This is a genomic window from Streptomyces regalis (assembly GCF_001509475.1).
GTDB classification, from domain to species: domain Bacteria; phylum Actinomycetota; class Actinomycetes; order Streptomycetales; family Streptomycetaceae; genus Streptomyces; species Streptomyces regalis.
Genome location: NZ_LLZG01000408.1, coordinates 1 through 22,213 on the forward strand (window position 1 = coordinate 1; position 22,213 = coordinate 22,213).

The 22,213-nt window shown below is 64.9% G+C and carries 24 protein-coding genes and 3 pseudogenes; 17 read left to right on the forward strand and 10 right to left on the reverse strand.

The genetic code is table 11. From position 1 onward, the window contains the following. Positions 1 to 137 precede the first annotated feature (137 nt). The 8 genes from ADL12_RS44700 to ADL12_RS54675 all read left to right on the forward strand — a co-directional run bounded on the left by ADL12_RS44700 (position 138) and on the right by ADL12_RS54675 (position 6,281). The gene (locus tag ADL12_RS44700) at positions 138 to 1,175 is read left to right on the forward strand and encodes a tyrosine-type recombinase/integrase (protein WP_062714347.1); all 1,038 of its coding nucleotides are present in this window, start codon (positions 138 to 140) and stop codon (positions 1,173 to 1,175) included. Between the two features lie 1,028 nt (positions 1,176 to 2,203). Further along, positions 2,204 to 2,782, forward strand: a complete 579-nt coding sequence (locus tag ADL12_RS44710) for a hypothetical protein (protein ID WP_159053483.1) — start codon at positions 2,204 to 2,206, stop codon at positions 2,780 to 2,782. Further along, positions 2,776 to 3,018 carry a type II toxin-antitoxin system prevent-host-death family antitoxin gene (locus ADL12_RS58780; protein WP_079052620.1) on the forward strand — a complete coding sequence of 81 codons (243 nt, stop codon included), beginning with the start codon at positions 2,776 to 2,778 and terminating at the stop codon, positions 3,016 to 3,018. The genes ADL12_RS44710 and ADL12_RS58780 overlap by 7 nt, the downstream gene beginning before the upstream one ends. Before the next feature lie 14 nt (positions 3,019 to 3,032). Continuing rightward, positions 3,033 to 3,353: a hypothetical protein gene (locus ADL12_RS44715; protein ID WP_062714353.1), complete on the forward strand. Its 321-nt coding sequence runs from the start codon at positions 3,033 to 3,035 to the stop codon at positions 3,351 to 3,353. Then, complete coding sequence (locus ADL12_RS54670; RefSeq protein WP_159053485.1) at positions 3,346 to 3,492, forward strand: hypothetical protein; 147 nt, start codon at positions 3,346 to 3,348, stop codon at positions 3,490 to 3,492. The genes ADL12_RS44715 and ADL12_RS54670 overlap by 8 nt, the downstream gene beginning before the upstream one ends. Before the next feature lie 55 nt (positions 3,493 to 3,547). Beyond that, positions 3,548 to 3,676 carry a hypothetical protein gene (locus tag ADL12_RS57935; RefSeq protein ID WP_279617200.1) on the forward strand — a complete coding sequence of 43 codons (129 nt, stop codon included), beginning with the start codon at positions 3,548 to 3,550 and terminating at the stop codon, positions 3,674 to 3,676. Between the two features lie 176 nt (positions 3,677 to 3,852). Beyond that, complete coding sequence (locus ADL12_RS44720) at positions 3,853 to 4,923, forward strand: AAA family ATPase (protein WP_062714355.1); 1,071 nt, start codon at positions 3,853 to 3,855, stop codon at positions 4,921 to 4,923. Positions 4,924 to 5,603: 680 nt separating this feature from the next. After that, a complete protein-coding gene (locus tag ADL12_RS54675; RefSeq protein WP_159053486.1) occupies positions 5,604 to 6,281 on the forward strand; it encodes a hypothetical protein in 678 nt (225 codons plus the stop codon). Positions 6,282 to 6,372: 91 nt separating this feature from the next. On the opposite strand, the gene ADL12_RS54680 is transcribed toward ADL12_RS54675, so the two are convergent. Further along, positions 6,373 to 6,810, reverse strand: a complete 438-nt coding sequence (locus tag ADL12_RS54680) for a hypothetical protein (protein WP_159053487.1) — start codon at positions 6,808 to 6,810, stop codon at positions 6,373 to 6,375. Positions 6,811 to 7,469: 659 nt separating this feature from the next. Here ADL12_RS54680 and ADL12_RS52020 point away from each other — a divergent pair. Together ADL12_RS52020 and ADL12_RS44735 are read left to right on the forward strand one after the other, a co-directional pair. Beyond that, entirely contained in the window at positions 7,470 to 8,051 is a 582-nt protein-coding gene (locus ADL12_RS52020; protein ID WP_244188278.1) for an XRE family transcriptional regulator, read from the forward strand. Between the two features lie 1,840 nt (positions 8,052 to 9,891). Next, positions 9,892 to 11,824 (forward strand): annotated as a pseudogene (locus ADL12_RS44735) (TerD family protein). Between the two features lie 45 nt (positions 11,825 to 11,869). On the opposite strand, the gene ADL12_RS57435 reads toward ADL12_RS44735, so the two are convergent. The 3 genes and pseudogenes from ADL12_RS57435 to ADL12_RS52025 all read right to left on the reverse strand — a co-directional run. Beyond that, positions 11,870 to 12,214, reverse strand: a complete 345-nt coding sequence (locus ADL12_RS57435) for a site-specific integrase (RefSeq protein ID WP_244188274.1) — start codon at positions 12,212 to 12,214, stop codon at positions 11,870 to 11,872. 56 nt (positions 12,215 to 12,270) lie between these two features. Beyond that, on the reverse strand, positions 12,271 to 12,603 hold the full coding sequence (locus ADL12_RS57440) for a hypothetical protein (protein ID WP_244188275.1): 333 nt from the start codon (positions 12,601 to 12,603) through the stop codon (positions 12,271 to 12,273). 1 nt (position 12,604) lies between these two features. Then, positions 12,605 to 12,840 (reverse strand): annotated as a pseudogene (locus ADL12_RS52025) (DUF5994 family protein); the annotation flags it as partial. 289 nt (positions 12,841 to 13,129) lie between these two features. Between ADL12_RS52025 and ADL12_RS44745 the strand changes: the two are divergent. The 6 genes from ADL12_RS44745 (at position 13,130) to ADL12_RS44775 (ending at position 16,480) form a co-directional block, all read left to right on the forward strand. Beyond that, positions 13,130 to 13,690 carry a DUF5994 family protein gene (locus ADL12_RS44745; RefSeq protein WP_062714361.1) on the forward strand — a complete coding sequence of 187 codons (561 nt, stop codon included), beginning with the start codon at positions 13,130 to 13,132 and terminating at the stop codon, positions 13,688 to 13,690. A 4-nt stretch (positions 13,691 to 13,694) separates the two neighbouring features. Continuing rightward, the gene (locus ADL12_RS44750) at positions 13,695 to 13,919 is read left to right on the forward strand and encodes a hypothetical protein (RefSeq protein ID WP_062714363.1); all 225 of its coding nucleotides are present in this window, start codon (positions 13,695 to 13,697) and stop codon (positions 13,917 to 13,919) included. Positions 13,920 to 14,024: 105 nt separating this feature from the next. Beyond that, positions 14,025 to 14,285 carry a hypothetical protein gene (locus ADL12_RS44755; RefSeq protein WP_062714419.1) on the forward strand — a complete coding sequence of 87 codons (261 nt, stop codon included), beginning with the start codon at positions 14,025 to 14,027 and terminating at the stop codon, positions 14,283 to 14,285. Positions 14,286 to 14,367: 82 nt separating this feature from the next. Continuing rightward, a complete protein-coding gene (locus ADL12_RS44760; RefSeq protein WP_062714365.1) occupies positions 14,368 to 14,640 on the forward strand; it encodes a hypothetical protein in 273 nt (90 codons plus the stop codon). Positions 14,641 to 15,085: 445 nt separating this feature from the next. Continuing rightward, positions 15,086 to 15,547: an Asp23/Gls24 family envelope stress response protein gene (locus ADL12_RS44765; RefSeq protein ID WP_425265220.1), complete on the forward strand. Its 462-nt coding sequence runs from the start codon at positions 15,086 to 15,088 to the stop codon at positions 15,545 to 15,547. A gap of 372 nt (positions 15,548 to 15,919) precedes the next feature. Beyond that, positions 15,920 to 16,480, forward strand: coding sequence for a DUF5994 family protein (locus tag ADL12_RS44775; protein WP_062714371.1), 561 nt, complete (start codon positions 15,920 to 15,922; stop codon positions 16,478 to 16,480). A 31-nt stretch (positions 16,481 to 16,511) separates the two neighbouring features. Here ADL12_RS44775 and ADL12_RS44780 read toward each other — a convergent pair whose 3' ends face one another. The 4 genes and pseudogenes from ADL12_RS44780 to ADL12_RS44795 all read right to left on the reverse strand — a co-directional run bounded on the left by ADL12_RS44780 (position 16,512) and on the right by ADL12_RS44795 (position 19,572). Further along, positions 16,512 to 16,910 carry a DUF5994 family protein gene (locus ADL12_RS44780; protein WP_062714373.1) on the reverse strand — a complete coding sequence of 133 codons (399 nt, stop codon included), beginning with the start codon at positions 16,908 to 16,910 and terminating at the stop codon, positions 16,512 to 16,514. A gap of 48 nt (positions 16,911 to 16,958) precedes the next feature. Next, a pseudogene (locus ADL12_RS44785) lies at positions 16,959 to 17,468 on the reverse strand (acyl-CoA desaturase); the annotation flags it as partial. 333 nt (positions 17,469 to 17,801) lie between these two features. After that, a complete protein-coding gene (locus ADL12_RS44790; RefSeq protein ID WP_062714375.1) occupies positions 17,802 to 18,629 on the reverse strand; it encodes a glycoside hydrolase domain-containing protein in 828 nt (275 codons plus the stop codon). 658 nt (positions 18,630 to 19,287) lie between these two features. Further along, positions 19,288 to 19,572, reverse strand: a complete 285-nt coding sequence (locus ADL12_RS44795) for a hypothetical protein (RefSeq protein ID WP_062714378.1) — start codon at positions 19,570 to 19,572, stop codon at positions 19,288 to 19,290. 111 nt (positions 19,573 to 19,683) lie between these two features. On the opposite strand from ADL12_RS44795, the gene ADL12_RS44800 reads away from it, so the two are divergent. Next, positions 19,684 to 20,232 (forward strand): TauD/TfdA family dioxygenase, encoded by a 549-nt coding sequence (locus ADL12_RS44800; protein ID WP_244188276.1) that lies wholly within the window; start codon positions 19,684 to 19,686, stop codon positions 20,230 to 20,232. Positions 20,233 to 20,296: 64 nt separating this feature from the next. Here the strand turns inward: ADL12_RS44800 and ADL12_RS44805 are convergent, their stop codons facing one another. Beyond that, the gene (locus ADL12_RS44805; protein WP_062714380.1) at positions 20,297 to 20,944 is read right to left on the reverse strand and encodes a response regulator; all 648 of its coding nucleotides are present in this window, start codon (positions 20,942 to 20,944) and stop codon (positions 20,297 to 20,299) included. Next, positions 20,929 to 22,149, reverse strand: a complete 1,221-nt coding sequence (locus ADL12_RS44810) for a sensor histidine kinase (RefSeq protein WP_062714382.1) — start codon at positions 22,147 to 22,149, stop codon at positions 20,929 to 20,931. The genes ADL12_RS44805 and ADL12_RS44810 overlap by 16 nt, the downstream gene beginning before the upstream one ends. Positions 22,150 to 22,213: the final 64 nt, after the last annotated feature.

A 22,213-nucleotide genomic window follows, 5' to 3' on the forward strand; every position in this document is an offset into this window, starting at 1 on the left:
GATCAGCCGGTGGCCGTTCATCTATGCGGGCACCATCCCGATGCCGGAGCAAACCCCCACATCAGGTCGAACCCGTACACCACTTCTCAGGACGCAACCACTGCACCTTGCCTAGCCCAGGACACGCAGGAGTCACCGTGTCGGCACAGGCTAGAAAGTCACCTCTCAGGGCATCTCAGGGAACCAGCGGGAGCACCACCACACTCCGAGCTGTCCCCGCTGATCCGGATGCGTCAGACGTCCGGCATGCCACAGCTCAGGACTACGCCACGCATCTCAGGGCCAGCAACAACAAGCACGGCAGGCCCTACACAGAGAAGACGGTCACGGCGTACACGAAGGCTGTGCGTGCACTGGACCAGTGGATGAGTCGAGAGGGAATGGCAGAGGACTTCACCAGCGTGGACACTGCCACGCTGAACCTGTTCTTCAGGGCGTACTACGAGAGCCACAACCAGGGCGGGACCAACACCGTTCAAAGGAACCTCCGGCCGTTCTTCACGTGGATGGAGGAGGAGCACGACGTAGCCAATCCCTACCGTGACAAGAAGCTCCAGCGGTACGCACCACCCAAGGCAGGCAAGCCACAGACTCTCTCGGCTGAGTTCATCGCCGACCTGTTGAAGGTGACAGGCAACGGACACCCCAGGGTCAGGGAGTTCGAGAAGGTTCGGGACCACGCAATCATTCGGGTACTCACAGAGGGTGTGAGGGCAGAGGAGTTGCTGACTCTCCGACTCGACTCACTGGACCTGGAACAGGGGTTGGCTCAGGTGGTTCCGCTGAAGGATGCTCGGGCCAGCGGAGAGGGCAGGATCATTCCCCTTCAGCCCAAGACTGTTGTAGCTCTGACTCGGTACATCAGGGCCAGGGAGAGTCACAAGCTGAGTGGAGGGGAATGGCTGTGGCTTGGCACCAGGAACAGGAGCAAGCTGACTTACTCGGGTCTCTACCGGATGCTGAACAGAAGGGCCCAGGATGCTGGCTACGAGTCGGTTAGCCCCCATCAGTTCAGGCACACCGCAACAGACGACATGCTCTCTGCCGGAATGAGCGGTGAGGACGTGATGACCATTCAGGGCTGGAAGGATCCGACCATGCTCCGGAGGTACGCAGCAGACATGGCCACCAGCAGGGCTCTGAAGGCTGCACGGAAGATGGGTGACCGGTACTAGGTCTGAGGTACTGAGAGAGGCTCTGAGGACTACTCAGGGCCTTTTCTCATGTCTGGCCACCCCGTGACGCGGGGACCCCGGCCAGTCTTCTAGCGGGGGATGTGGGGGTGTGGTGCTGGCATCCCTCCCCGCTGGCTAGATGACAGGTTGGTAACGTTCGATGATCTTGCTTGCCTAAGTGCCCAAGATTCAGGTCACTCAGTAAGTGAGGGTGCTCCTCCGGGGACTGTGCAGCTAGATCACAGGTTGGTAACGGTATGAGATCCTGCCTGACAAAGTGCCCAAGATGCACCCTACTCAATATATGAGGGCAGTTACTCAGACTCCCTCACGGTGGCTGGTCTCCACGGTGGTTGCACGGCGCAGGCCCCTGGTTCTCTGACTTGAGAGCTGGGGGCCTTTGCTTTGGAGCCAGGGCAGACCAACACTCTGGGGCAGGTCGCTTGTACCGGCCGATGTCACAGAGTGCCGGTAGAACTGATACAGCAGGGCAGGCCGCGTGATTACTCCATGGCTGCCCGGCCTTTTTGTGGCATCAGCCCAGACCAACATTCCCTTGCCGGTCACACCCATACCTAAAGGCAGACCAGCATCCTTCCCCGCGTAACCAGGCAGGGCGTTCTAGTCCTGCCGCGCCAATCAATCACTAGAGACCACTGGAGGTCACCACCATGAAGCGTCACTACACCCGCACGATCACCGGCTTTAAGTGCTGCGCCTGCCGACAGGAGTTCTCGTCTAGCCAGGAGTTCGCTAAGCACTGCGCCAAGGGAGGTGAGTGCAGGAAGCCTGTGACTCTCGGCTTCTACATAGACGTGAACATCCACCCGTACTACTGGACTGGCACCAAGCCTGAGTGTTACCAGCGGACCGCCTGAGAGCTTGTCTAAGAGCCTCCGAGCACGACCACGACCCATTACACCGGGGCTACGGAGAACGACTCTCACACGGCCATACAGACACTCTGTAGCCCTGGTTATGGGGCCGAGTGATCGGCCCCCACCACACCACCACCGAGGAGTAATCACATGACCACCTGCGTAATCAATGACTGCACGGCTGAAGGTAAGACCGTGGAGCTGGGACAGGTTCCCGGTAGCCCCGCACTGGCCCTTTGCTCTGAGCATTCCTGGGACCTGTTCTGGCACGCCCGAGAGAAGAGCAGGAAGCTGGCTGCCGCTATCCAGGGAGCTAACCCTGAGATGGCCCACACGCCCGGATACACGTACGTGATTCGGCTGAACAACGGGAACGTGAAGCTGGGATTCACAGCGGACCCGAGCATGAAGCGGCTGAGGACTCTGAGCGGTAAGGCGAACGATCAGATCCCCGTTCAGATCCTGGCTGTCATGCGTGGCGGTGAATCCCTCGAAGCTGTCATTCAGAACCAGTGGGGTCACCTCAGGGTTCAGGGTCGCATGGAGGAATTCCACCCGGACCCCTCCCTTCTCCAGTGGGCCAGCGAACAGGGCATCACCCCGGAAGTCAGTGACCTAGAGGACTGGCTAGTCAACAAGCACAACCGGGGCACGGCTACCAGCGAGGAGACCAAGGAACTCCAGGCCCTGATTAACGAGGGCAGGGACAACGCACTGAGCGAATGGTGAGCAGCACGGGCCGGAGTGATCCGGCCCTGTACATCCCACACACAACGAATACGAGAGGACATGCAGTGAAGATCGCAGCATCCGAAGCTAAGGCAGTACTCGGCAGCCTGGTGCGAGAGGCCGAGCAAGGGAATGTCGTAGAGCTGACACGGTACGGGAGGACAGCAGCAGTGCTGATTAGTGCTGAGCAGTGGGAGCGGGCTAAGCGAATCCTGTTCAGCGAGAACGGGAACTGAGGGGCGGGGAGCGAATGGCACGACGCAGGAAGTACACGCTGATACCGAGCATTCTGAGACTGTTCGAAGCGCTGGAGGTGAAGGCATGGATAACGCCGCAAGGACGGATAGCCCACGACGGTGATGAGGCATTGCGAGAAGAGATCGGTCAGGGAATCGAGACTGCCCGGACGATTGGGGTGAGAGGCACTGCGCTGCTGTTTGTCTCGGTCCTTCTCGTGGCCATGGATCGCGGGTGCTGGACCGAAGGGGATGTCGGGAAGTTCGACGCACTCGGCCAGGGGAACATGGGCTACGCACTGGAGAAGCTGAGGGAGGTGAATGGTGATGCGTGAACAGATCACGGAGCTGTGGACTGAATACCTTGAGGCTGGTGGTGAGGCTCTCCCGCTGCTGAAGACCCTGGTGGATGAGGCTTGGGACAGCCTGACCGGAGAAGACATAGCCGAGCTACAGAGATTCCTGAGCTACTGAAATGGGAACCCCGAGCCGGCTGACCTATTCCATAAACGACACAAGGAGAACAGCGATGTATATCGACCTGCAAGACCTCGCCTCTGCCGCATTGGATGAAGTGGTTGGAGAGTTCGGGGATGACCCCGGCTTCCTCCGTGCGCTTATCGAGGAGATCAACCGAGAGCTTGAGTCTACTGACTGATTGTCTTTGGTGGGAGAGCCTACGCCGGTGACGGCTACGGCTCCCCTGCCATGGATGCTCAGACAGCATTCACCCAGAACCCACAACCTCCCATTAAAGCCGTTACACGGAATGGATGAAGGTCATGGACACCAACCACACCACCAGCCATCACCACACCGAATGGAGATACGAACGTGAACGAGTACGGATACGAGGAGTACCAGGCCGAGGACATTCCCGATTGGGGTGGGGAGAGCTGGGGCTGGGATCAGATGATGCAGGCTGCTGACACAGAAGAGGACTTCATCATCCCCGACATTGCATCTGCCGAGACCACAGCCCTTGTGGGTAAGAGCGTCATCGGTAAGAGCTGGATGGTCTCCCACATCATCGCCTGCTCTCAGACCGGAGAGAAGGTGTTCGGAGAGATCGAGATGGCCGACCGAGATTGGAAGGTTGCAATCCTCGGTACCGACAACAAGCCTCACAAGGAGTACGGCAAGCGGATTCGTACAGCCGTCCCGGTCGGCATGACTCCCAACGTCCGAACCTTCGACCTCCCGGTAATGGACGCCGAGCAGAAGTGGAAGTCTCTCCGTAAGACCCTGGTTGCCAACGCATTCAACCTGGTGGTTATCGACTCCTACACCCAGTCGGTCGGAGACTTCAACGACAACGAACGAGTGACCCGCTACTTCAACGGGCTGGAGCTACTCGTCAAGGCAGGCATTGCGGTATTCATCGTTGCCCACGAATCCGAGAAGGGTGGTGGCGGTGGCAGCGCACTGGGATCCAGCCTCTTCAAGCAGAAGGTGCGCTCTCACATATCGGTGACCAAGCAGCGCCGAGGAAACCTGAAGCTCTTCATCGAGAACAACGCCAGTGAAGAGCATCACTACATTCACCTGAAGGCTGGCGTAGGGGCCCGATACACCATCACAGAGCGATACACCGAGACCGAAGCAGAAGAGCGCAGCGCCAGGGCCTCACAGGAGAACAAGGCTCGACAGAGGGCGGCACAGGAAGACAAGCGAAACCGGGAGACTGCCACCCTGAACGACAACAGGGATAAGGCTCAGTTCGTGGTCGACTTCTATGCGAGCCAGGCCAAGACTCCCTCTAAGGCTGCTGTTGCCAGGGCAATGACTGAGAAGTTCCAGGGCAGTGAAGGCACGTACAAGGTTGCCTTGTCGAGTGGCCAGGGGTTCGGTGCCATGTTGGCGTGGGATGCCAGTGGACGGCCGACCATGAAGCAGGAGAGCTGACACCCAGGGGGAGGGCGTTAGAGCATTATTATTATTATCCCCTCCCCCTTAGGTATCCCCCTCCCCACCATAATAATAATGCTCTGCTGGCAGGGGTGACGACGACGGGCTACCGGAGGAGGAGTCATCCCCTAACCCGTAGCACCACGGATCACCAGCCAGGCACGCTATCGCCGCTTAACGCTAGGGCTACGGCTGCGTGCACGTGAACGGTGTGCATCGGTCCACCAAACCCATTCGCGGGGGAGTGAAGAGGCTGAGCGTCTAGCGGTGCCTCTTCCTGACTGCCCGGAGCGGGGGAAGCTGGGGCACTGGCACGAGGAATCGCAGGGACCAGGGGTGTAGCACGGAACGCATCGTGAGGGCAGCGTTAGACCTGTTCCCATCCTCGCGTTTCAGGTCTACCGATAACCGCGCTCTTCGCCCCTGACGGGGACGCGCTATCCACTGTCGTCCTGCCCTGCTTCCCCCGCCGGATTCTTTCCCCCGCTTAGTGCTTGCATCACTTCTTTAGGCACCACTGTGGGAGGCGTGCCCTCCAGGGCCGAAGAGCCTCCATTACCTAGACCACATCAGCAGTACCAACCACACCGAGACTTCTCTTTAGACATACCCCAGTCCAGCCCTATTCAAAGGGTCAGCCGGCTCGGGGTATCCATAACCGATTAGGAGACCACACCATGAAGATGACCGAACTCAGCAAGACCACCATTCAGACCGAGACCACCAGTGAACTCAAGTCCATCACGAGAACCAGGAGAGTCGTGGATGGAATGCTGTGGACTATCGCAGCTGGGTCCATCGTGTTCAGCCTGATGACCGGTGCTCCATTCGTCTCAGCTCACAGTCATTGGCAGTGGACTGGTTGGCTGCTCCCACTACTGGTAGACGCTGCGCTGATCCTGTCTTTGTCTGCTGATTCAATCCTGAGCAGGCATGGAGTCCACTCGGGTAACTGGCCTGCTGGATTCAGGTGGACTACCGGGCTGGCTTCACTGTTCCTGAATACCTGGACTTCTATTCAGGCAGGAGACTGGATTGGTGTGGCAGTACACTCCATTGCTCCGGTGATTCTGATCTGCTCTGCTGAAGTGGCACCCATCTATCGCAGGAAGTTCCACGAGATTGAACTCAGCCTCAGTGACCAGGTTCAGGAGTTCACGGTCACTAAGGCAGTGAGCAAGAAGAAGACCGTAGTGAAGGACTCTGCTCCACTCACAAAGAACCAGCAGGCCATTAAGGATGGATTCCTGGCGGGGAAGAAGGCGGCAGACCTGGCTGAGGAGATTGGTGTCAGCCCCTCATACGTCTACACCCAGTACAAGAAGATGAAGTCTGAACTCGACATGGCTGCGTGACTACAGGGAACCTGTGTCACAAAAGGACGAGAGAGTGACCTCTCGTCCGCATGAGAAAGGGCGGGGAATGTACCCCGCCCCATCCCCTGACTCAGTAAAGTTCGCTCAGCACCAACTCTGGCGAGTCCTCTATCCCGTCGATGCGCATACGCGCCACGTAGTATCCCAGCTCGAACGCAAGCACAAGACTACCCTTGTATTCGTCCTGACTTCCGGAACCGCAATACATCACCATGCCGTTGTGTACAACCGGATGCGTGAGACCTTTGATGCACTTCCACTCCTCGTATTCAACCTGCCCAAAGGCCCACCCCATACACGACTCATAGAGAACATCTTTGCCAGCAGCAATGCCAATTGGATCAGGAGCTTGTAGGAGTCTACTGAGTAGCAGTTCGACGTGAGGAGCTGTGTCGTCTATGGCTACCTGATTTGCTTCACGGGTTGAATTCAGCAATGAGTACGCCCGATCAGCCATCCTCATTGCGTGCCCAAGGTTCGTCCCTTCGGCCCACTTCGGAAAAAGCACTCGGCTGCGATGCATCTTAGGGCGATCAATCGGCGCATAGGCTGTCCGATCAACTCGTCTAAATAACCCCATCATCCCCACCCCTCGTGTTTTCTTGTGCGTGGATGGAGTATGCCAGAGATCCAACCTGCTGCAACACAAAGGGCCGGGAATGCCCCGGCCCCTTCTTATGTCACTGCTCACGGTGGTCGCTTATCTACTCCTCTTACTCCTGCACAGGTGGCACTGACAGGGTGGGTATTCGGAAGTCATCAGCACTTCCCCTGCCTCGATCACTCGCTCAGGCTTGATGACTGTCTTCTCTCCGGTCTCCCTGTTCACCCGGTACACACCGATCCTCAGCGTTGCCAGGGGTGGGGATGCGTCGCTGTCTGCCATGGCCCGATCGTGGCCACCCGTTCAGGACGTATCGGCCCGTGTGCAACGACAGTTGGGATGTCTCGGCGGTACCGTGGAAGAACGCCCAAACGTCCGCAGGGGGAGCCTTGAACACTGCTCTACGATCAGCTATGGAGTCCGCTGGCATGTCACCCCGGCAACTGGCTCTGAGGGTGGGTGTCTCGGGCAAGACGGTAGAGCGGTGGATCAGTGACCCCGACCTAATCCCGCATGCCCGTAATCGGGTGGACGCCTGCAATACGCTGGGAGTTGACGAAGAGATGCTGTGGCCCAAGGTAGTGAAGGAGAGGATCAAGACCGGCGGGGACAGGGAGATCGTCCACAGCTACCCATATCGCTCCGCCTGCCCTTCCAATGTTTGGGCAGAACTGACAGAGGAATCCACAGAGGAACTGTTCTTCGCCGGTTACACAAACTATTTCCTCTGGACTCAGCTGCCTGACTTCCTCGGGACCATTCGCAGGAAAGCGCAGGAGGGATGCCGAGTAAGGTTTCTACTCGGCGACCCCAACGGCGAGGTAACCACACAGAGGGAAGCAATCGAGGACGTAGCCCTAACCGTTTCCACTCGAATCAGGATCACCCTGGAGAACCTGGCTAAGCTCGACGGAGTGGAGGGCATAGAGTCTCGCTTCTCTTCCCCGCCAGACGCAGTGAATCATGTCTCCCTGTCGGTATTCCGTTTCGATAGTGAGGCCCTGGTTACACCACACCTGGCCAGGCTGGTCGGGCATGACTCTCCCCTGCTTCACCTGCGACGTATCGGGGATGCAGGGATGTTCTCCCGATTCTCTGAGCATGCAGAGGAACTGTGGGGCAGGGGTGTTCCTGTAGGGCAGTAGAACCACGGATAGGGGCCCCAACGCTGGGGCCCCCTTCTCTGTGTAGCGGGGGAAAGTGGGGCGTAGCGCAGAGAAACACGAGGATACGCAGCGACACAGTGGCTTTACCCTGAGTATTTTATGGTCCAGCTTGCCTCGGACTATAAGGTCAAGGGCTTCAGGAGCAGGGGCAAGGGTGTAGCTGGGCAGGTATGACAGTCCCCTTGACGTCAAGTTTTATGGCAGATTTTTCTTGGGTCTCACACACCCACACACGGCACGGTTTAATAACCCTGGGGTCGGATATCCGGACATGTTCACCCCTGTGCCTAGCCTGGTGCTGCTGGCTTCTGTCCGTCGAGAAAAGCGGGGAGGAATGCTGTGGGCTGGCTTTCTCTCGGCTGGCCTGGCTTGTGCTGCATTACCTAGTAAGAGGCAGTCGGTATTCATATCCACACGTTGCTATTGCCTAGCCATTCACCCAGCCTGCCTGCCACTCACCCCCCGCTCAGCCCTTGACCTAGCTGTACGCCCCTGTGTGCCCGTCTGGCAGCCTCACACCCCATGCCCAGGCCGTCACACCAGAGCGTCCGAGATAGGCCAGGAGACAGCCATCTGTGGCTTCGTGCAGGTGAGCCAAGGGTGTGGGCTAACCGCCCACAGCCAGGGCTACGGAGGATGGGGCCGAGTGGCGGCCCCCACACCAGGGCGGGGAGTGAAGCACCTTCACTAGGGAGTCCTACGCAAGGTGCCTACATAGGCGCGGAGGAGTAGTCAGGGCACGTTTCCGCAGGTTAGAGTCTTGGCTAGTCACGTTGCCTTCTAAGCGCTTGGCCGCAGGTTCGAGTCCTGCCGGGGGCGCCCTCTCTCCGCCCTCCTTCGGGAGGGCGTTTTTGCTGGTCAGAGGCCGTTTATCGGGCTCGGTGGAGCAGCTTCGCGGGTGCAGGTGGGCCCTCGGACGGAGTCGGCGAGTGTCCGGCTGGGGACGATTGCGTCCGGCCCTCGGCGGGTGTTCTTCCCGAAAACTTCCCGAAGTTTCAGTGCGGTCTCCTGCCGTCGAACCGCTCACCCACACCGCGGTCCGCGGTCAGCCACAAGCATCGCACTCGGCCGCGCAAGGCGGGGCGCTCCGACCGTCCGCGACATCCCGCCCGGCCGAGGCTCGGAGTCCCAGGCGTTCGCCGCAGACGGCAGGGACGCTGAAGCACATGTTCTTCGGGGATGTAGCAGTCGACCCATCGTGGACCTTCGAGCCGGCAGAGGCCCCTCCCTCGAGAAGCGGCACTGGTTCTACTGGCAAGCCGCCACGGCCGACTTCGACTTCGGGGTCAATCGTCTGGGACCCGGATACCGGCAAGGTCTGGACATCCATCTGGAAGCCTTCCGTTCCGCGATGGCCGGCCTGCCTGCGCCCGGGACCCAAGGACAGGTGGCACAGGCACGACAGCTCATGCGCACCCTTGCCCAGGAGGCGTGTTCGGACAGCCAGCTGATTCACGCAATAGTCTGCGATCGGTGCGCAATTCACTCGCCCCTGGCGGTCCCGTCACACCAGGGGCGGCTACATCGGGTAGCACCACTCGCCCACTTCCTGGCGGGCACCGGTCTGATGGACAGCCTCAGTGCGCTCCTCGAAGGCGAGTCTCAGGCAATCGCGCACGCCAAGAGGCGAGACAGTGCCGAAGCCTGGGCCGCGCGATGGCTCTCCGGCGTTTCTGCAAGCGAGACGTTCGAAGCAGAGTGACGACACCCGCCGGTCCAGCGGGCGACGTCGTAGGACCGCCTCGTTGCAGTGCCCCAAACAATGGCAAATCGGCATACGGGTTGAAGGAGGGCTGGATATCAGATCATCCTTGCCGCCATGAGTCTCGTCTCCACCTCCTTCGATGTGCCCGCGATGGGCGACTACGCCCACGACTGGGCCTTGGTTGATGTGGAGACGTCGGGCCTCATGGCCCGGCGAGATCGCGTGCTGTCGGTCGCGGTGATCACGATCGGTCCGGACGGTGAGCAGACCGGGGAATTCTCGACGCTGCTCAATCCAGGGTGTGATCCGGGGCCGGTGGAGGTGCACGGGCTGACCGTCGAGCGGCTGCGGGGTGCGCCGGCGTTCGACCAGGTCGCCGGGCGGATCGGGGCGATGCTTCAGGACCGGGTCCTGGTCGCCCACAACGCCCAGTTCGACTACGACTTCCTGGCCTACGAGTTCGCCCGTGCGCGGATGTGGCTGCCGGTGTCGCAGCGGCTGTGCACCCTGGCGCTGAATCGCCAGGTGGATCCGCCGACGGACGACATGAAGCTCGGCACCCTCGCCGCCCATTACGGCGTCCCCCAGCAGCGTGCGCACGATGCGCTGGACGACACCCGAGTGCTGGCCGGGATCCTGCGGGCGTCACTGCGCGAGGCAGCGCGGCTCGATCTGCCCCTGCCGCTGGTGACCTGCCCGCCCCGGGCGGAGTCGCAGTTCACGCCGAAGCCACCGAAGACTCCCTGCGCCTACCGCAATCCGGGACGGCTGACTCCCGGCGGGCCTCTCCAGCAGGGGATGAAGGTCGCGATCACCGGTGAGACCGCCCATGCCCGGGCGGAACTGGTCGGGCGGGCCGTCGCCGCCGGGCTGAACATGATGACTTCCGTCAGCCGGCACACCAGCGTGTTGGTCACCAATGAACCGGCGTCCGGTTCGGCAAAGGCCCGACGCGCACTCACCGAAGGCGTGCCGGTTATCGACGAGCACGCCTTCCTGCGGCTGTTGGCCGACGTACGGCCGGGGACAGCACATGAGACGACAGCCGTAGCTGTCACCCCCGCGACTGAGCCGGAAGCAGAACCAGTCGTCGGACCCGCGGAGTTGGCGCCCGCCACAACCTCCGCCGCACCGCCCGCCACAACCTCTGCCGTACCCGTCCCGGGAGCCGCAGCCCTCCCCACGGCCGCCCCCGGTGCGTCGGTACCCGCTCCGCGCCGACCGGAGCCCACCATCGTTCCCTTGGGCAAGCCTCTGGCCGGGCATCGCGTGCTGGTGCTCGGTGGCATCCATGCCGATGCCGCGGCGGCTCGTACCCGCGTCGTCGAACTGGGCGGATCCGCGGCGGTCAACCTGTCCGCCAGCGTCACCGACGTCGTACTCCTGGAGGGAGGGAAGGGCGACCGGCGCATGAGCCGCATCACCGCCCTCGGACTCCCCGTCCACGACCTCCACTGGCTCACCGCTCCGACCGCCACCGCCCCGGCCGAGGCGGCGCTCCGGCCTCAGGAGCCGCACGTGATGCCGAGAGGCGGCGTCATCGACCTGCCCATGCCGCACGGCAGACCCGCGCAGGAGTGGTATGTCACCGCCGGCTGGGCCCCGCAGTCCGGCTACGAGATCGACGTCGTCGCCTTCCTCCTCGACGAGGACGAACAGGTCACCTTCGACGAGGACTTCATCTTCTACGGAACTCCTGAGAGCCCCGCCGGAACGGTGCGGGCTGACCGGCGGCCCAGCCGAACAGACCATCGCCCTCAAGCTGGCATCCCTGCCGCCCGCGACGCGCAAGGTCGTCGTGGCCGCGGCCATCGACGGCGCCGCCACCTTCGGGACGGTCGGTGCGATCCAGATCGGCGCCGCCCCCGGCAGCAGCGGGGCACCTCTCGCCCGGGCAACCCTGGACGCCGCAACCACCGAACGCACCATGCTGCTCGCGGAGATCTACCGCAGAGGCCCGGTCTGGCGCCTACGCGCCGTCGGCCAGGGCTACGACCACGGCCTCGACACCCTCGCACGCGGATACGGAGTCGACATCGCCGACTGAACGCCGGTGCCGGAGACGGAGGTGCCCGCGTCCCCTGGGTCTGGGTCAGGCCCGGCGACGCGGTGCGAACGTGGATCCAGGCTTGGGCACCGGCATGCTCGGGGACGGCCCGGCGGGCAGTCGCTGGGGGCCTTCGATGCGCTGCTGGAGCTCGGCGAGCTGGCCCGTGATGCAGCGGGCGTAGGTGGCGAGCAGGACAGGGACGCTGTGGCCGGCCCACTCGGCGGCCTGGGCGGGTGGGATGCCGTTGTTGAGCCAGGTGGTCAGGCAGGTGTGGCGCAAGTCGTAAACGCGCTTGCCCACAGGTGACTCGTACTCGTACTCGTACTCCGGCAGGACCGCCTTGCGGGCCTTGTCCCAGGCGCGGCGGAAGACCGATCCGGCCAGCAACCCGCCCTTCTCGCCGGGGAAGAAAAGGTCGCCCGGCTGGAGGCCGTCCCTCTTGATCAGGTCGCGGAGGACAGCGACGAGTGCCGGGGGGCGGGGACGGGGCGGGTGTCGCCCTCGGCGCGGCCCTTGAGGTCGCGGGTCTCATGGACGCGGCCGTCGTCGGTCCACTGGCTGCCGACCTCGGGCTCGGCGATGTGGACGAGCAGCTCGCCCCAGCCCTCGGCGGGCAATGTGGCGGCGATGACGCGGAGGGCTACGGCCTCCTCCGGCCGCAGACCGGCGTAGTAGAGAGTGGCGAAGAAGGCGTGGAGGCGGTGGCCGGTGCGTGAACACCAGGTCAGGCCCGGTGCTGAGAGATCAGCACCGGGCCTGATTTGCTGTGCGGCCACCCCATGCGGTGGCGTCCAGGCCGACGCGCGTGACGGGGCCGAGGTGCCCGGTCAGCACGTGGATGAGCTTGGGCGACTCCGCGCCGATGTCGCGGGAACGCGGCCACCACGCGCCGTCGAGATCGCCTTCCCGGGAGGGTGTCATCTCCAGCCGCAGAAGAACTGCCCCGGGTTTCGCGGCCCGATGGATCGCGTCGACAGGAGCCCGGGCGCGCTAGGAATGTCGGATTCGGCCATGGTGTGTCCACCTGTCTGCGGGATTCGGCGTCGCCGCCGAACGCGGGATCTCGCCCTATCAGTTGTCCTCTCACCGTAAGTCGTACGCCGCCGCACCGGCTGCGCTCGCCGGCGGTGCCGGACTCGTTGTGTCTCGGTAAAATGCCTGCTCACGAGCACGTCCCGCACCTCGGAGCGGCGTAGAGTGAAAGCACCGGGAGTACTTTGCACACCGGCCGCCACGTCGGTGTTGTTCCCGGCGAGCAACAACACCGGCCTCCAGCAGGAGGCTCGGGGACGGGTCCGTGTCATGACCGCGACCATCGAACCTACGATCATCAAGGAGCGCCTACCTTCGGCGTCGGCCCGGCTGTCCCTGGCCCCGACGGGCTCGGGTCCAGGTCTCCTGGACGGTGCCTGGTGGCCCCGTTCCCGTGATCTCCTCCGGGAGATCCCCACTCTGACGGACGCGCTGGACGCGTGCTGGGGCCGGATCACCCACGTCACCGTGAACCCGGCCCACTGGCCCGTCATCCCGCGTAAGGTCCCCGTCACGGGGCACACCGTGCATGTCGGCTGGTTCGCCGACGAGCAGGACCCGAACAAAGTGATCCTCCTCTCCTACACGGTGGGCCGCCTGGACCTGCTGGTGATCCCTCCGGAGACGGAGCCGGCCGCCGCCGCCCGGCTGATGGCAGCAGCAACCGTTCCGGGAGGTATCCGCACGGCCAGCGGGCTGATGGCCGACGAGGCCATGAGCCACGACGCGGCGGAGGCTCGGAGCCGGGAAGAGGAGTGGGAGACCGACGGCGGAGCCGCTTCGGCGGCCGGAGCCTCGATCGGGATCTTGAGTTCCGCCCTGGGGAGGTGAGGATGTGGAGACAGCCGTCACCGTCGCCGTGATCATCTTCGTCATCATCGTGGGAATGTTCCTGATCCACCGGCTCAATGCGCAGCATGACGAAAGGATCGGGGCGTTCCGCTACAGCGACGCCCTTCCGGGAATCGGTCGGCGGAACCGTAAGGGCCCACGTGCGACCGCGCCGAAGGGTCCTCCTGCCGACGCCACCCGCCGTGAGCGTCGAGACGGGAGCCGCTGATGACGCAGACCGCTTCCAGCCGGGGGCGGGTATGGGGCGACGGCCGTCGCGCCCACCGACACGCCGCCCCTGATGAACGCCGTCCTGAATGAGCAAGGGGTCACCATGAAGGCACCGGAACTGCCGTCGGCCGGGCACGCGGAGGTTCGTATCGTCGCCGCGGACCCGGAGGCGGCTCGCCATGTCGCGGAGATTCTCCGCCGTTGTTTCACCGCCACCGAAGCGCGCAGCTACCCCGCAGGCGCCGACGGCGGAACACGCCTCCACCTCACCGTGGACACCACCCGCATGGCGGAGCCGGTGCGCTCCTGGCTGCTGACCAGCCAGTCCTCCCCAGACGATCACACACAGCCGGACGAAATCTGAGGAGATGTCCCTCAGCGGGGGAAGGTGGATACCGCCCCAGACCTACGGTTTTCGTCGATGCCGGCACGAGAGGCAGGCGACCATGGCGACACTGCACCAGCGGCGGCACTACCGCGAGGCGATCATGAAAAGCCTGTACGAGGCCATGGAAGGCAATCGCCTCCTCGGCCTCACCGGGGCGCAGCTGCGCGAGCACGTCGCCATGCCCGAGGAGGACCTGGCCGCCGCCTGCACATACCTGGCGGCCGAGGGACTGATCCAGGTCGACTGGGCGCGAGGAAACACACCCGCGATGGTCACACTGCTGCACAAGGGGATCCAGCTCATGGAGTCCGAGGAGAAGGACGGTGACTGACATGGCCGAGGCCACCCTCAGGGCTCCGGCCGGTCACATGACGGCCATGTCCTCCCATATGACTGAAATGGGCGTCTCGGGCCTACCCTGGTGAGTGGGTCGGCGCACTCTCACGTGCAATGACCCGGAAGGGCGGCCCCGGTGTGTATACGCCGGGGCCGTTGCGTCACCGGCGTCGTCGGGGCGCTCGGCAGGGACACGCTCCACCTGCTGATCATCGGGGTGATGGTGCTCATCGCCGATCTTGTCCTCCTCAGATCACGGACGGGCGCAGCCGCAGGTCCCGCGTCCGGTAGGGCGGTCCGACCGGCCGGCCGACCTGCCCTTCTGCGTGGGTCACCACCGCTGCCTCCTGGCGCAATGCCCGACATCGCTCACATGCCATTTGCCTGAGCGAGGTCGGGCACTCGCCGTCAGCGTGAAAGGAAGGGGCACGACAGGCCGCCTGTTGCGCCGGAAAGTGGTGACCGAGGCGAACCGCGGCGGGAAGAGTGCGGGGGTGCCGCACAGAAGCGATCCGGGGTCGCGCGGCCCTGCGACAATCGCCGACGGTGTGGTGGCGAAGATCGCCGGGATGGCGGCCCGCGATGTGCCGGGCGTCCATTCGATGGGCGGTGGGTTCGCCCGTGGCGTGGGGGCGATGCGTGAACGTATGCCCGGTGCCGGCGGGAAGTCCGTCACCAGCGGGGTGAAGGTCGAGGTCGGCGAGGTACAGACCGCGGTCTACCTGGAGATCGTCGTCGAGTACGGCGTCTCCATCATCGAGGTCGCGGGCGACGTCAGAGAGAACGTGATCGCTGCCATCGAGCGGATGACCGGTCTGGAAGTTGTCGAGGTCAACATCGCGGTCGGCGATGTGCATGTGTTCGACGAGGACGAGGAACAACCAGAGCGGCGGCTCGAGTAGTCGCTTGGCGGAGCCAAGGCGAGCAAGGAGCGCGCGATGGGGATGGCAGCGGTTGGCCTGTTCACCGGGATGGCGCCGGGTTTCGCCGGACACTTAGCCGGCTTCGGCACGTTCTTGCTAACGGGGGCCTCTGCGACCTCTTCCACACCCGCGAGCACGGCAACCAGCGGCGGTGAGACCAGCCGCTCCTGGGAGGACGACCGCCGACGGAAGTGAGCCGACGTCCAGGAGCGGTCCGTTCGGCCTCTCCGAGGAGTAGCGTGAATTCATCGGGAGCATTTCGCACACCGGCTCCGATGCCGGTTTCGTTCCCGGTGAGCAACGACGCCGGCCAACTGTCCACGCACAGAGGTCCGGAGACGGGTTCGCGCGATGTCCGCGACCACCGACCATCCCCCGCTACGGGCCGTGCCCTTCAGGGCCCCGACCGCACGACTCGCGCTGAAACCCGTGAGTCCTTCACCAGGGCATGCCGAACCGGACGGCGCCTGGTGGCCCCGTTCACGTGACCTGACACCCGAACTCTCCGCCTTGGCGGACGTACTGGATCCGCTGTCGGGACGGATCACCCATATCGCCGTCAACCCCCGCCACTGGCCGATCCTCCCGCGCAAGATCTTCGTCAACGGCCATGTGGTGAAGGTCGGTTGGTTCACGTCGGAGCAGGATCCTCAAAGAATCCTGCTGCTGTCCTATACGGCGGGCCGCTGGGACCTCCTGGTGATACCTCCGGAGACCAGCGCCCCCTCCGCCGCCCGGCTGATGGCCGCCGCGAGCGCGAACACCGGCCCGCCGATGACCGCGACCGCCCTCCTGACGGCGGAACAGGCCGGCGAAACTTCCTCGTCGTACGAGGCCACCACCGGCCGGCCCGGCCGACTGGTGGTGGGGATGTGCCGGTCGTCGTCGCCGCTCTGGCCGTCGGTGGCCTGATCATTCGCCGGGCAGTCCGTGGTGGGCCGGATCAGACGTGACCACTTGCCGCGGCCGCCATGAGCGGTTCCGCGGCCTCCTCGGTCGTATCCGGAGCGACGACCAGCAGGTCCCAGCGCCCCCGGCCGGGGGCGAGCAGGACGATCGTGTGCGGGGCGGATGCCGCCACGGTCCTGCGCAGTCGTACGACCTGGTTGAAGACGAGCATCCGGCCGGGCACCGCGGGCCACGCCGCCCCGTTGACGGTGACGCTGGTGATGTGGCCCCACGCGCGTGGCAACCCGGCGAGCAGCCGGGGGAGTTCGGCGAGCAGATCGTACGAGCGGGGCCACCACCCCCCGTCGATGGGCTGGGGCATGCCCCCGTGGGGAGCCAGGCGCAGGCGGAGAAGGGGATGGGAGGGAGGCGGGGGTTGCAGCGCGGTGGTCATGAAAGCTCCTGTCAACTGCCGTGCGGCGGAGGAGGTGAGTGACCGGTGTCAGGCGCGGCGGGCGGCCACGCGGTCCGGTGTGGGCCAGCGCACGTCGTGCACCCAGCCGAGGCGTTCGAGGAGGCGGATGACGGCGGCGGAGGGGTCGAGCTGGCCGCGGTCGACGCCGTGGCGGGCGCTGGTGGGGTCGGCGTGGTGGAGGTTGTGCCAGCTCTCGCCGAACGACAGCAGGGCCAGCGGCCACAGGTTGGTGGCCCGGTCGTGGCGCCGGGTGCGGAACGGGCGCTCACCGATCATGTGACAGAGGGAGTTCACGCTCCAGGTGACATGGTGGAGCAGCGCGATGCGCACAAGTCCCGCCCACAGCAGGGCGGTTACGCCGTACAGCCACGTACCGCCGATGGCCCAGCCCACCGCGAACGGCAGGACGAGCGTGAGGACGCACAGCGCCGGGAAGGCGCGGGAGACGGCGCGGATGTCGCGGTCGGCGAGCAGGTCGGGGGCGTAACGGTCGGCGGGTGTGCGGTCGTTGCGGAACAGCCAGCCGACGTGCGCGTGCAGCGTCTGTGCATCGTCGTCGCGGCTCTGTGCGGGGTGTCGGTGCTGCTGCGGGAGACTCCGTACGCGGTCGCTGTGGCCTGGCTGGCGGGTGCGGGAATCTGTGTGCGCGGCTGCGGTAGTTGAGGCCGGGGGCGAACGGGCGCGGCGGTGGGGGCGAGCAGGCTCACACCGCGGGCCGGAGCTCCGGACGGCCGGTGAGGATGCCCTGGTAGACGTCCGGGCTTCGTGCACCCTGGCGGCGTCGGGCGGCGGTGCGCAATCTCGGTCCGGTGGGCAAGTTGGGCGGTTACCCAGGGTCAGGGCTGGACCGTTCCGCGGGAGATGCGGCCCTTATCCGATGATGGCCACCGGGGCGTCCCAGGCGTTGCGGTCGACGGTGATGGTGTGGCCGCCGCGGGTCTCCTTGCTGTTGACCATGTACTGGTGTGCACGGCTGTGGTTGGTGTACAGCTTGGGATCCCAGGGCCAGTCGGCGGTTGTGGTGTTCTGCTTGTTCCACAGCGCGTACCACAGGTTCCCCGGGAGGTCGGTCCGGTTGGTGGCGGTGGCGACGGCTTTGGCGCTGGAGCTGCTGAAGCCGTAGTACCCGGCGCGGTAGGTGTTGGCTCGCAGGGTCTTGGTGAAGGAGCGCACGTACGTCAGGGCGGCGTCGTTGCACGCTTTGTTCGTGATGTCGTACGGCTCCATGTCGAGGTAGATGGGGCTGCCGGGCTTCATGCCGAGTGCGGACGCCTTGGCGATCGCGTCCTTGGCGTTGCTCGCCCCGAGAGAGGCTGCCGTGGTGGCGGTGAATTTCTCCGGGTTCTTGCTGGTCTGGCAGGGCGGCTGGGCGCCGACGTAGAGCGGGATGATCTTCCAGCCGGCGGCATTGACCGACTTCACCCAGGACGGGGTGAGGTTGGGCTGGGCGCAGCCACGGTTCTTGCCGCCGATGTAGACGGCGGCGGCGCCGTAGAAGCCGTTGTTCCAGGCCTTCATCGCGGCGAGGGAGGGCGCCGTGCAGGTGTCGAACGCCCGGCCCGTGTACGTCTTCTGCGGCGGCCAGGTCGTGGCGGCCATGGAGGTCTGCGCAGCGATCCCGGCGCCCGCGACTACGACGACGCCCGTTGAGACCCACGCGATGTGCCGGTTCCTCTTGGACAGCCGGTGACTGGCCATTCCCACCCCATTCGGAACGCGGCCCACGGCCGCATTGGTGCACCGGCGGAAGGTTTTCAGAGCGGTGACACACCATGGGGTATGACTGCAGCACTCGGCGTCTTCTGTGGCGGCGCGGTTGAGCTCCGAGCCGGAGTCCTCCACACCCTATCCAAGATCTACACGCTGGTTGGCAGCGGAGGGGCGTCCATGCGCTGCCATGAGCTGCACGACGGCGTGACCGTCGCCCAACAAGAAGCCAGGACGTCGCGTCAGGAGGTCAGGTGGGCAGTGCGCCGTAGGTAACCACACCCACAGCGGCTAGAAACGGCCGGCCCATTGGTGCGCGTTTCCGCCGCGTGGGCGAGGGTCACTGCGGCCATACGGGTCACAGAATGCTGAACGGATCGGGGCCGGCAGAGATGTTGCCCGCGGCGACTGAGTACCTGGCGATTGCTGGAGAGTGCAGCGGGCGTGATCAGGGCGGCGGCCGCGGCTGCGTCCACCGCTCAGGGGGCACGACCGGGCGGGCTGGGTGAGTCCGTACGGATCCTTTCTGACGGACACGGCACAGGCTGGTTCGATGCTCTCCGCACAGATGACGGCGGCCTTCCAGACCATGGTCTGGAAGGCCGCCGTCATCCAAGGTGTGCCCGGATCATTGGGATAGCCGGGCGTCTCAGTCGCCGATGAAGCGATCGACTCTCACTTCGGTGAGTGAGTCCAGCGCATCGAGCTGTGCGGCCGCTGCGGCGATCTGGTCGTACTCCGTTCGCGAGATGCGGATGCGGTAGTACTCGATCACTCGCGCGAGGTCGTCCACGGCCAGTTCGGCCTCGTCATTGTCGATCATGTGGACGACCGACCGCAGTGCTCTTACGGGACCTTCCTCTCCTGCGAGCCGGCCCGAGATGCTCTCGGCGGCCGCGCGGATGAGTACATCGGGCGAGTCCGGTTCGTTCATCTGCTGAGACTTTCTCCCTCGGAAGGTCACCCGGTCCGGTTGATGGAGGCAGTGGTCACGCCCAGAGGCTTTCCGTCGGGCGCCGGGGTGGTGCGGTAGTACACGTAGACCGTGTACTTCTTTTTCTTACGGCATCCACAGCCGGTCGAGGTCCGCGAGGCCTTCGCCGGCGGGATCCGCTACGTGCAGAACCTGCACGACGGCTACGGACTCGGCAAGAGCTGGCAGGACACCTTCGAGACCGACGACCGCGCCGAGGTGGAGCGGTTCCTGGCGGCCTCCGAAGCCGAGTGGGAGTGGGGCCCGGACGGCATCCGCGTGGTGCAGCACCGCCGGGCCACCACCACGCACCCGGTGACGGGCGCCGAGGTCTGGTTCAACCAGGCCGATCAGTGGCACCCGGCCGGCCTCGGCGACGAGACCTCCAAGGAGCTGTACGACATCCTCGCGCCCGAGGAGTTCCCGCAGTACGTCACGTTCGCCGACGGCACGCCCATACCGGACGAGTACATCACCCAGATCCGCGACCGGGGCCTGGAGCTGGCCGTGGACGTGGACTGGCGGTTCGGCGACGTGCTGGTGATCGACAACGTGCTCACCGGGCACGGCCGCCACCCCTTCGAGGGCACCCGCCGGATCCTGGTCGCCATGTCCGACTGACCCGTCCCGCGCGGCGACCGCGGCCCCGTCCTCCCCCGCCACCGGGACGGACGGGGCCGCACCGTCATGCCCGCAGGAAGGCGAGGACGGCGAGGACCCGGCGATGGCCCTCGGTGTCCACCGGCAGGTCCAGCTTGTTGAAGATGTTGCCGATGTGCTTGTTCACGGCCGCCTCGCTGATGAACAGATGCTTGGCGAGGCTGGCGTTGGTGCGGCCCTCCGCAATCAGCGCGAGCACCTCGCGTTCCCGCGCGCTCAGCCGCTCCAGCGGGTCCTGGCGCAGCCGCACCAGCTGGGTGATCACCTCGGGGTCCACCACGGTGCCGCCGGCGGCCACCCGCTCGATCGCGGACACGAAGTCCACGACCGCACTCACCCTTTCCTTGAGCAGGTAACCCACCCCGGCCCCGCCGCCCGAGTCGAGCAGGCGCAGCGCGTAGGAGCGCTCGACGTACTGGCTGAGGACGAGCACGGGCAGGCCGGGGAACTCCTCGCGCAGCGTCACCGCCGAGCGCAGCCCGTCGTCGCTGAGCGACGGCGGCATCCGTACGTCGGTGACGATCAGGTCCGGCCGGTCGGCGCGTACCGCCGCCACCAGCGCGTCGGCGTCCCCGACGGCCGCCACCACCTCGTGGCCGACCCGCTGCAACAGCCCGACCAGTCCTTCGCGCAACAGGACGGCGTCCTCGGCCACGATCAGGCGAAGCGACATGGAACCTCCACATGCAGCAGGGTGGGACCACCGACCGGGCTCGACACACGCATCCGGCCGTCGAGCGCCATGACCCGGTCCGCGAGCCCGGTCACGCCGCTGCCCGCTTCGGGATCGACCCCACCGTGACCGTCGTCCGTGATGTCGAGGATCAACAGATCGGAATGGTAGCGCCCGCGTACCTGGGCGCTGCCGGCTCCGCTGTGCTTGGCGATATTCGTCATGGCCTCGTTGATCAGGTAGTACATCGTCGTCTCGAGTTTCCTGGGCAGCCGCTCGGGCAGGCGCAGATCGACCGTCACCGGGATCGGGAACCGGCCGGCGTAGTCCTCGATCGCCGCGACCAGCCCGTGGTCGGCGAGCACGGGCGGGTTGAGGCCCCGGATCAGTGCCCTCAACTCCTGGTGGGCGGTGGACAGTTGGGCCTCGGCCTGGGTCAGCAGGTCGGCCTGCGCGGAGTCCTCCGGGACCTCCAGGCGCATCAGCCCGAGCGTCATCCCGAGCGAGACGAGCCGCTGCTGCGCCCCGTCGTGCAGGTCGCGCTCGATGCGCACCCGCTCGGCGTCGAAGGCGTCGAGCAGCCGCGACTGCGAGGCACGTACCTCACGCAGCTCCTCCCCGAGCTCCTTGTCGCGCGGCGCGAGGAAGGTGCGGGCCATGGCGGCCCGCGCCCCCGCCCATGACGTCACCGTGTACGGCGAGGCGAGCAGCACGATCGCCCCGAACACCGTCCACGGCCAGGTGTCGCGGTCGGTCGTGGCGATGGTGGTGGCGGGGATCCCGAAGGAGAACCCGAGGACCATCAGGTCCATCCACCACAGCGCCGCCGCCGACAGCAGCGTGAACATCAACTCCCGCCATGTCACCTGTTCCTTGAGCCGGGTGGCCATCCAGGCGCGCAGACCGGGGCCGTCCGGGGCCCGGTGCGGATCGGGCAGGTGGTCCAGGTCCACCAGGCGCAGTCGGCGGCGCTCCACCCTGGCCACCAGCGTGGAGACCAGCACCATGCCGACCAGAGGCGCGACGCCGATCAGTACGACCAGCAGGGCGAGCCCCGCGGCCAGGCCCAGGGCGAAGACCAGCACAGCCGCGGCGCCGACCACGACGCCCCCGCTCAGATAGGCCAGCGACCGCCAGGGCCAGCTCGAGGTCAGGAAGCTCAGCGGACGCTGGGCCATGGCCTGCCAGGCCGTTGTGGGTTGCATGCGATCAACGTAACTGCGGGGAAGGGGATTTGGGGTAGAGCTGCCTCTACCCCAGGAGTAGAGG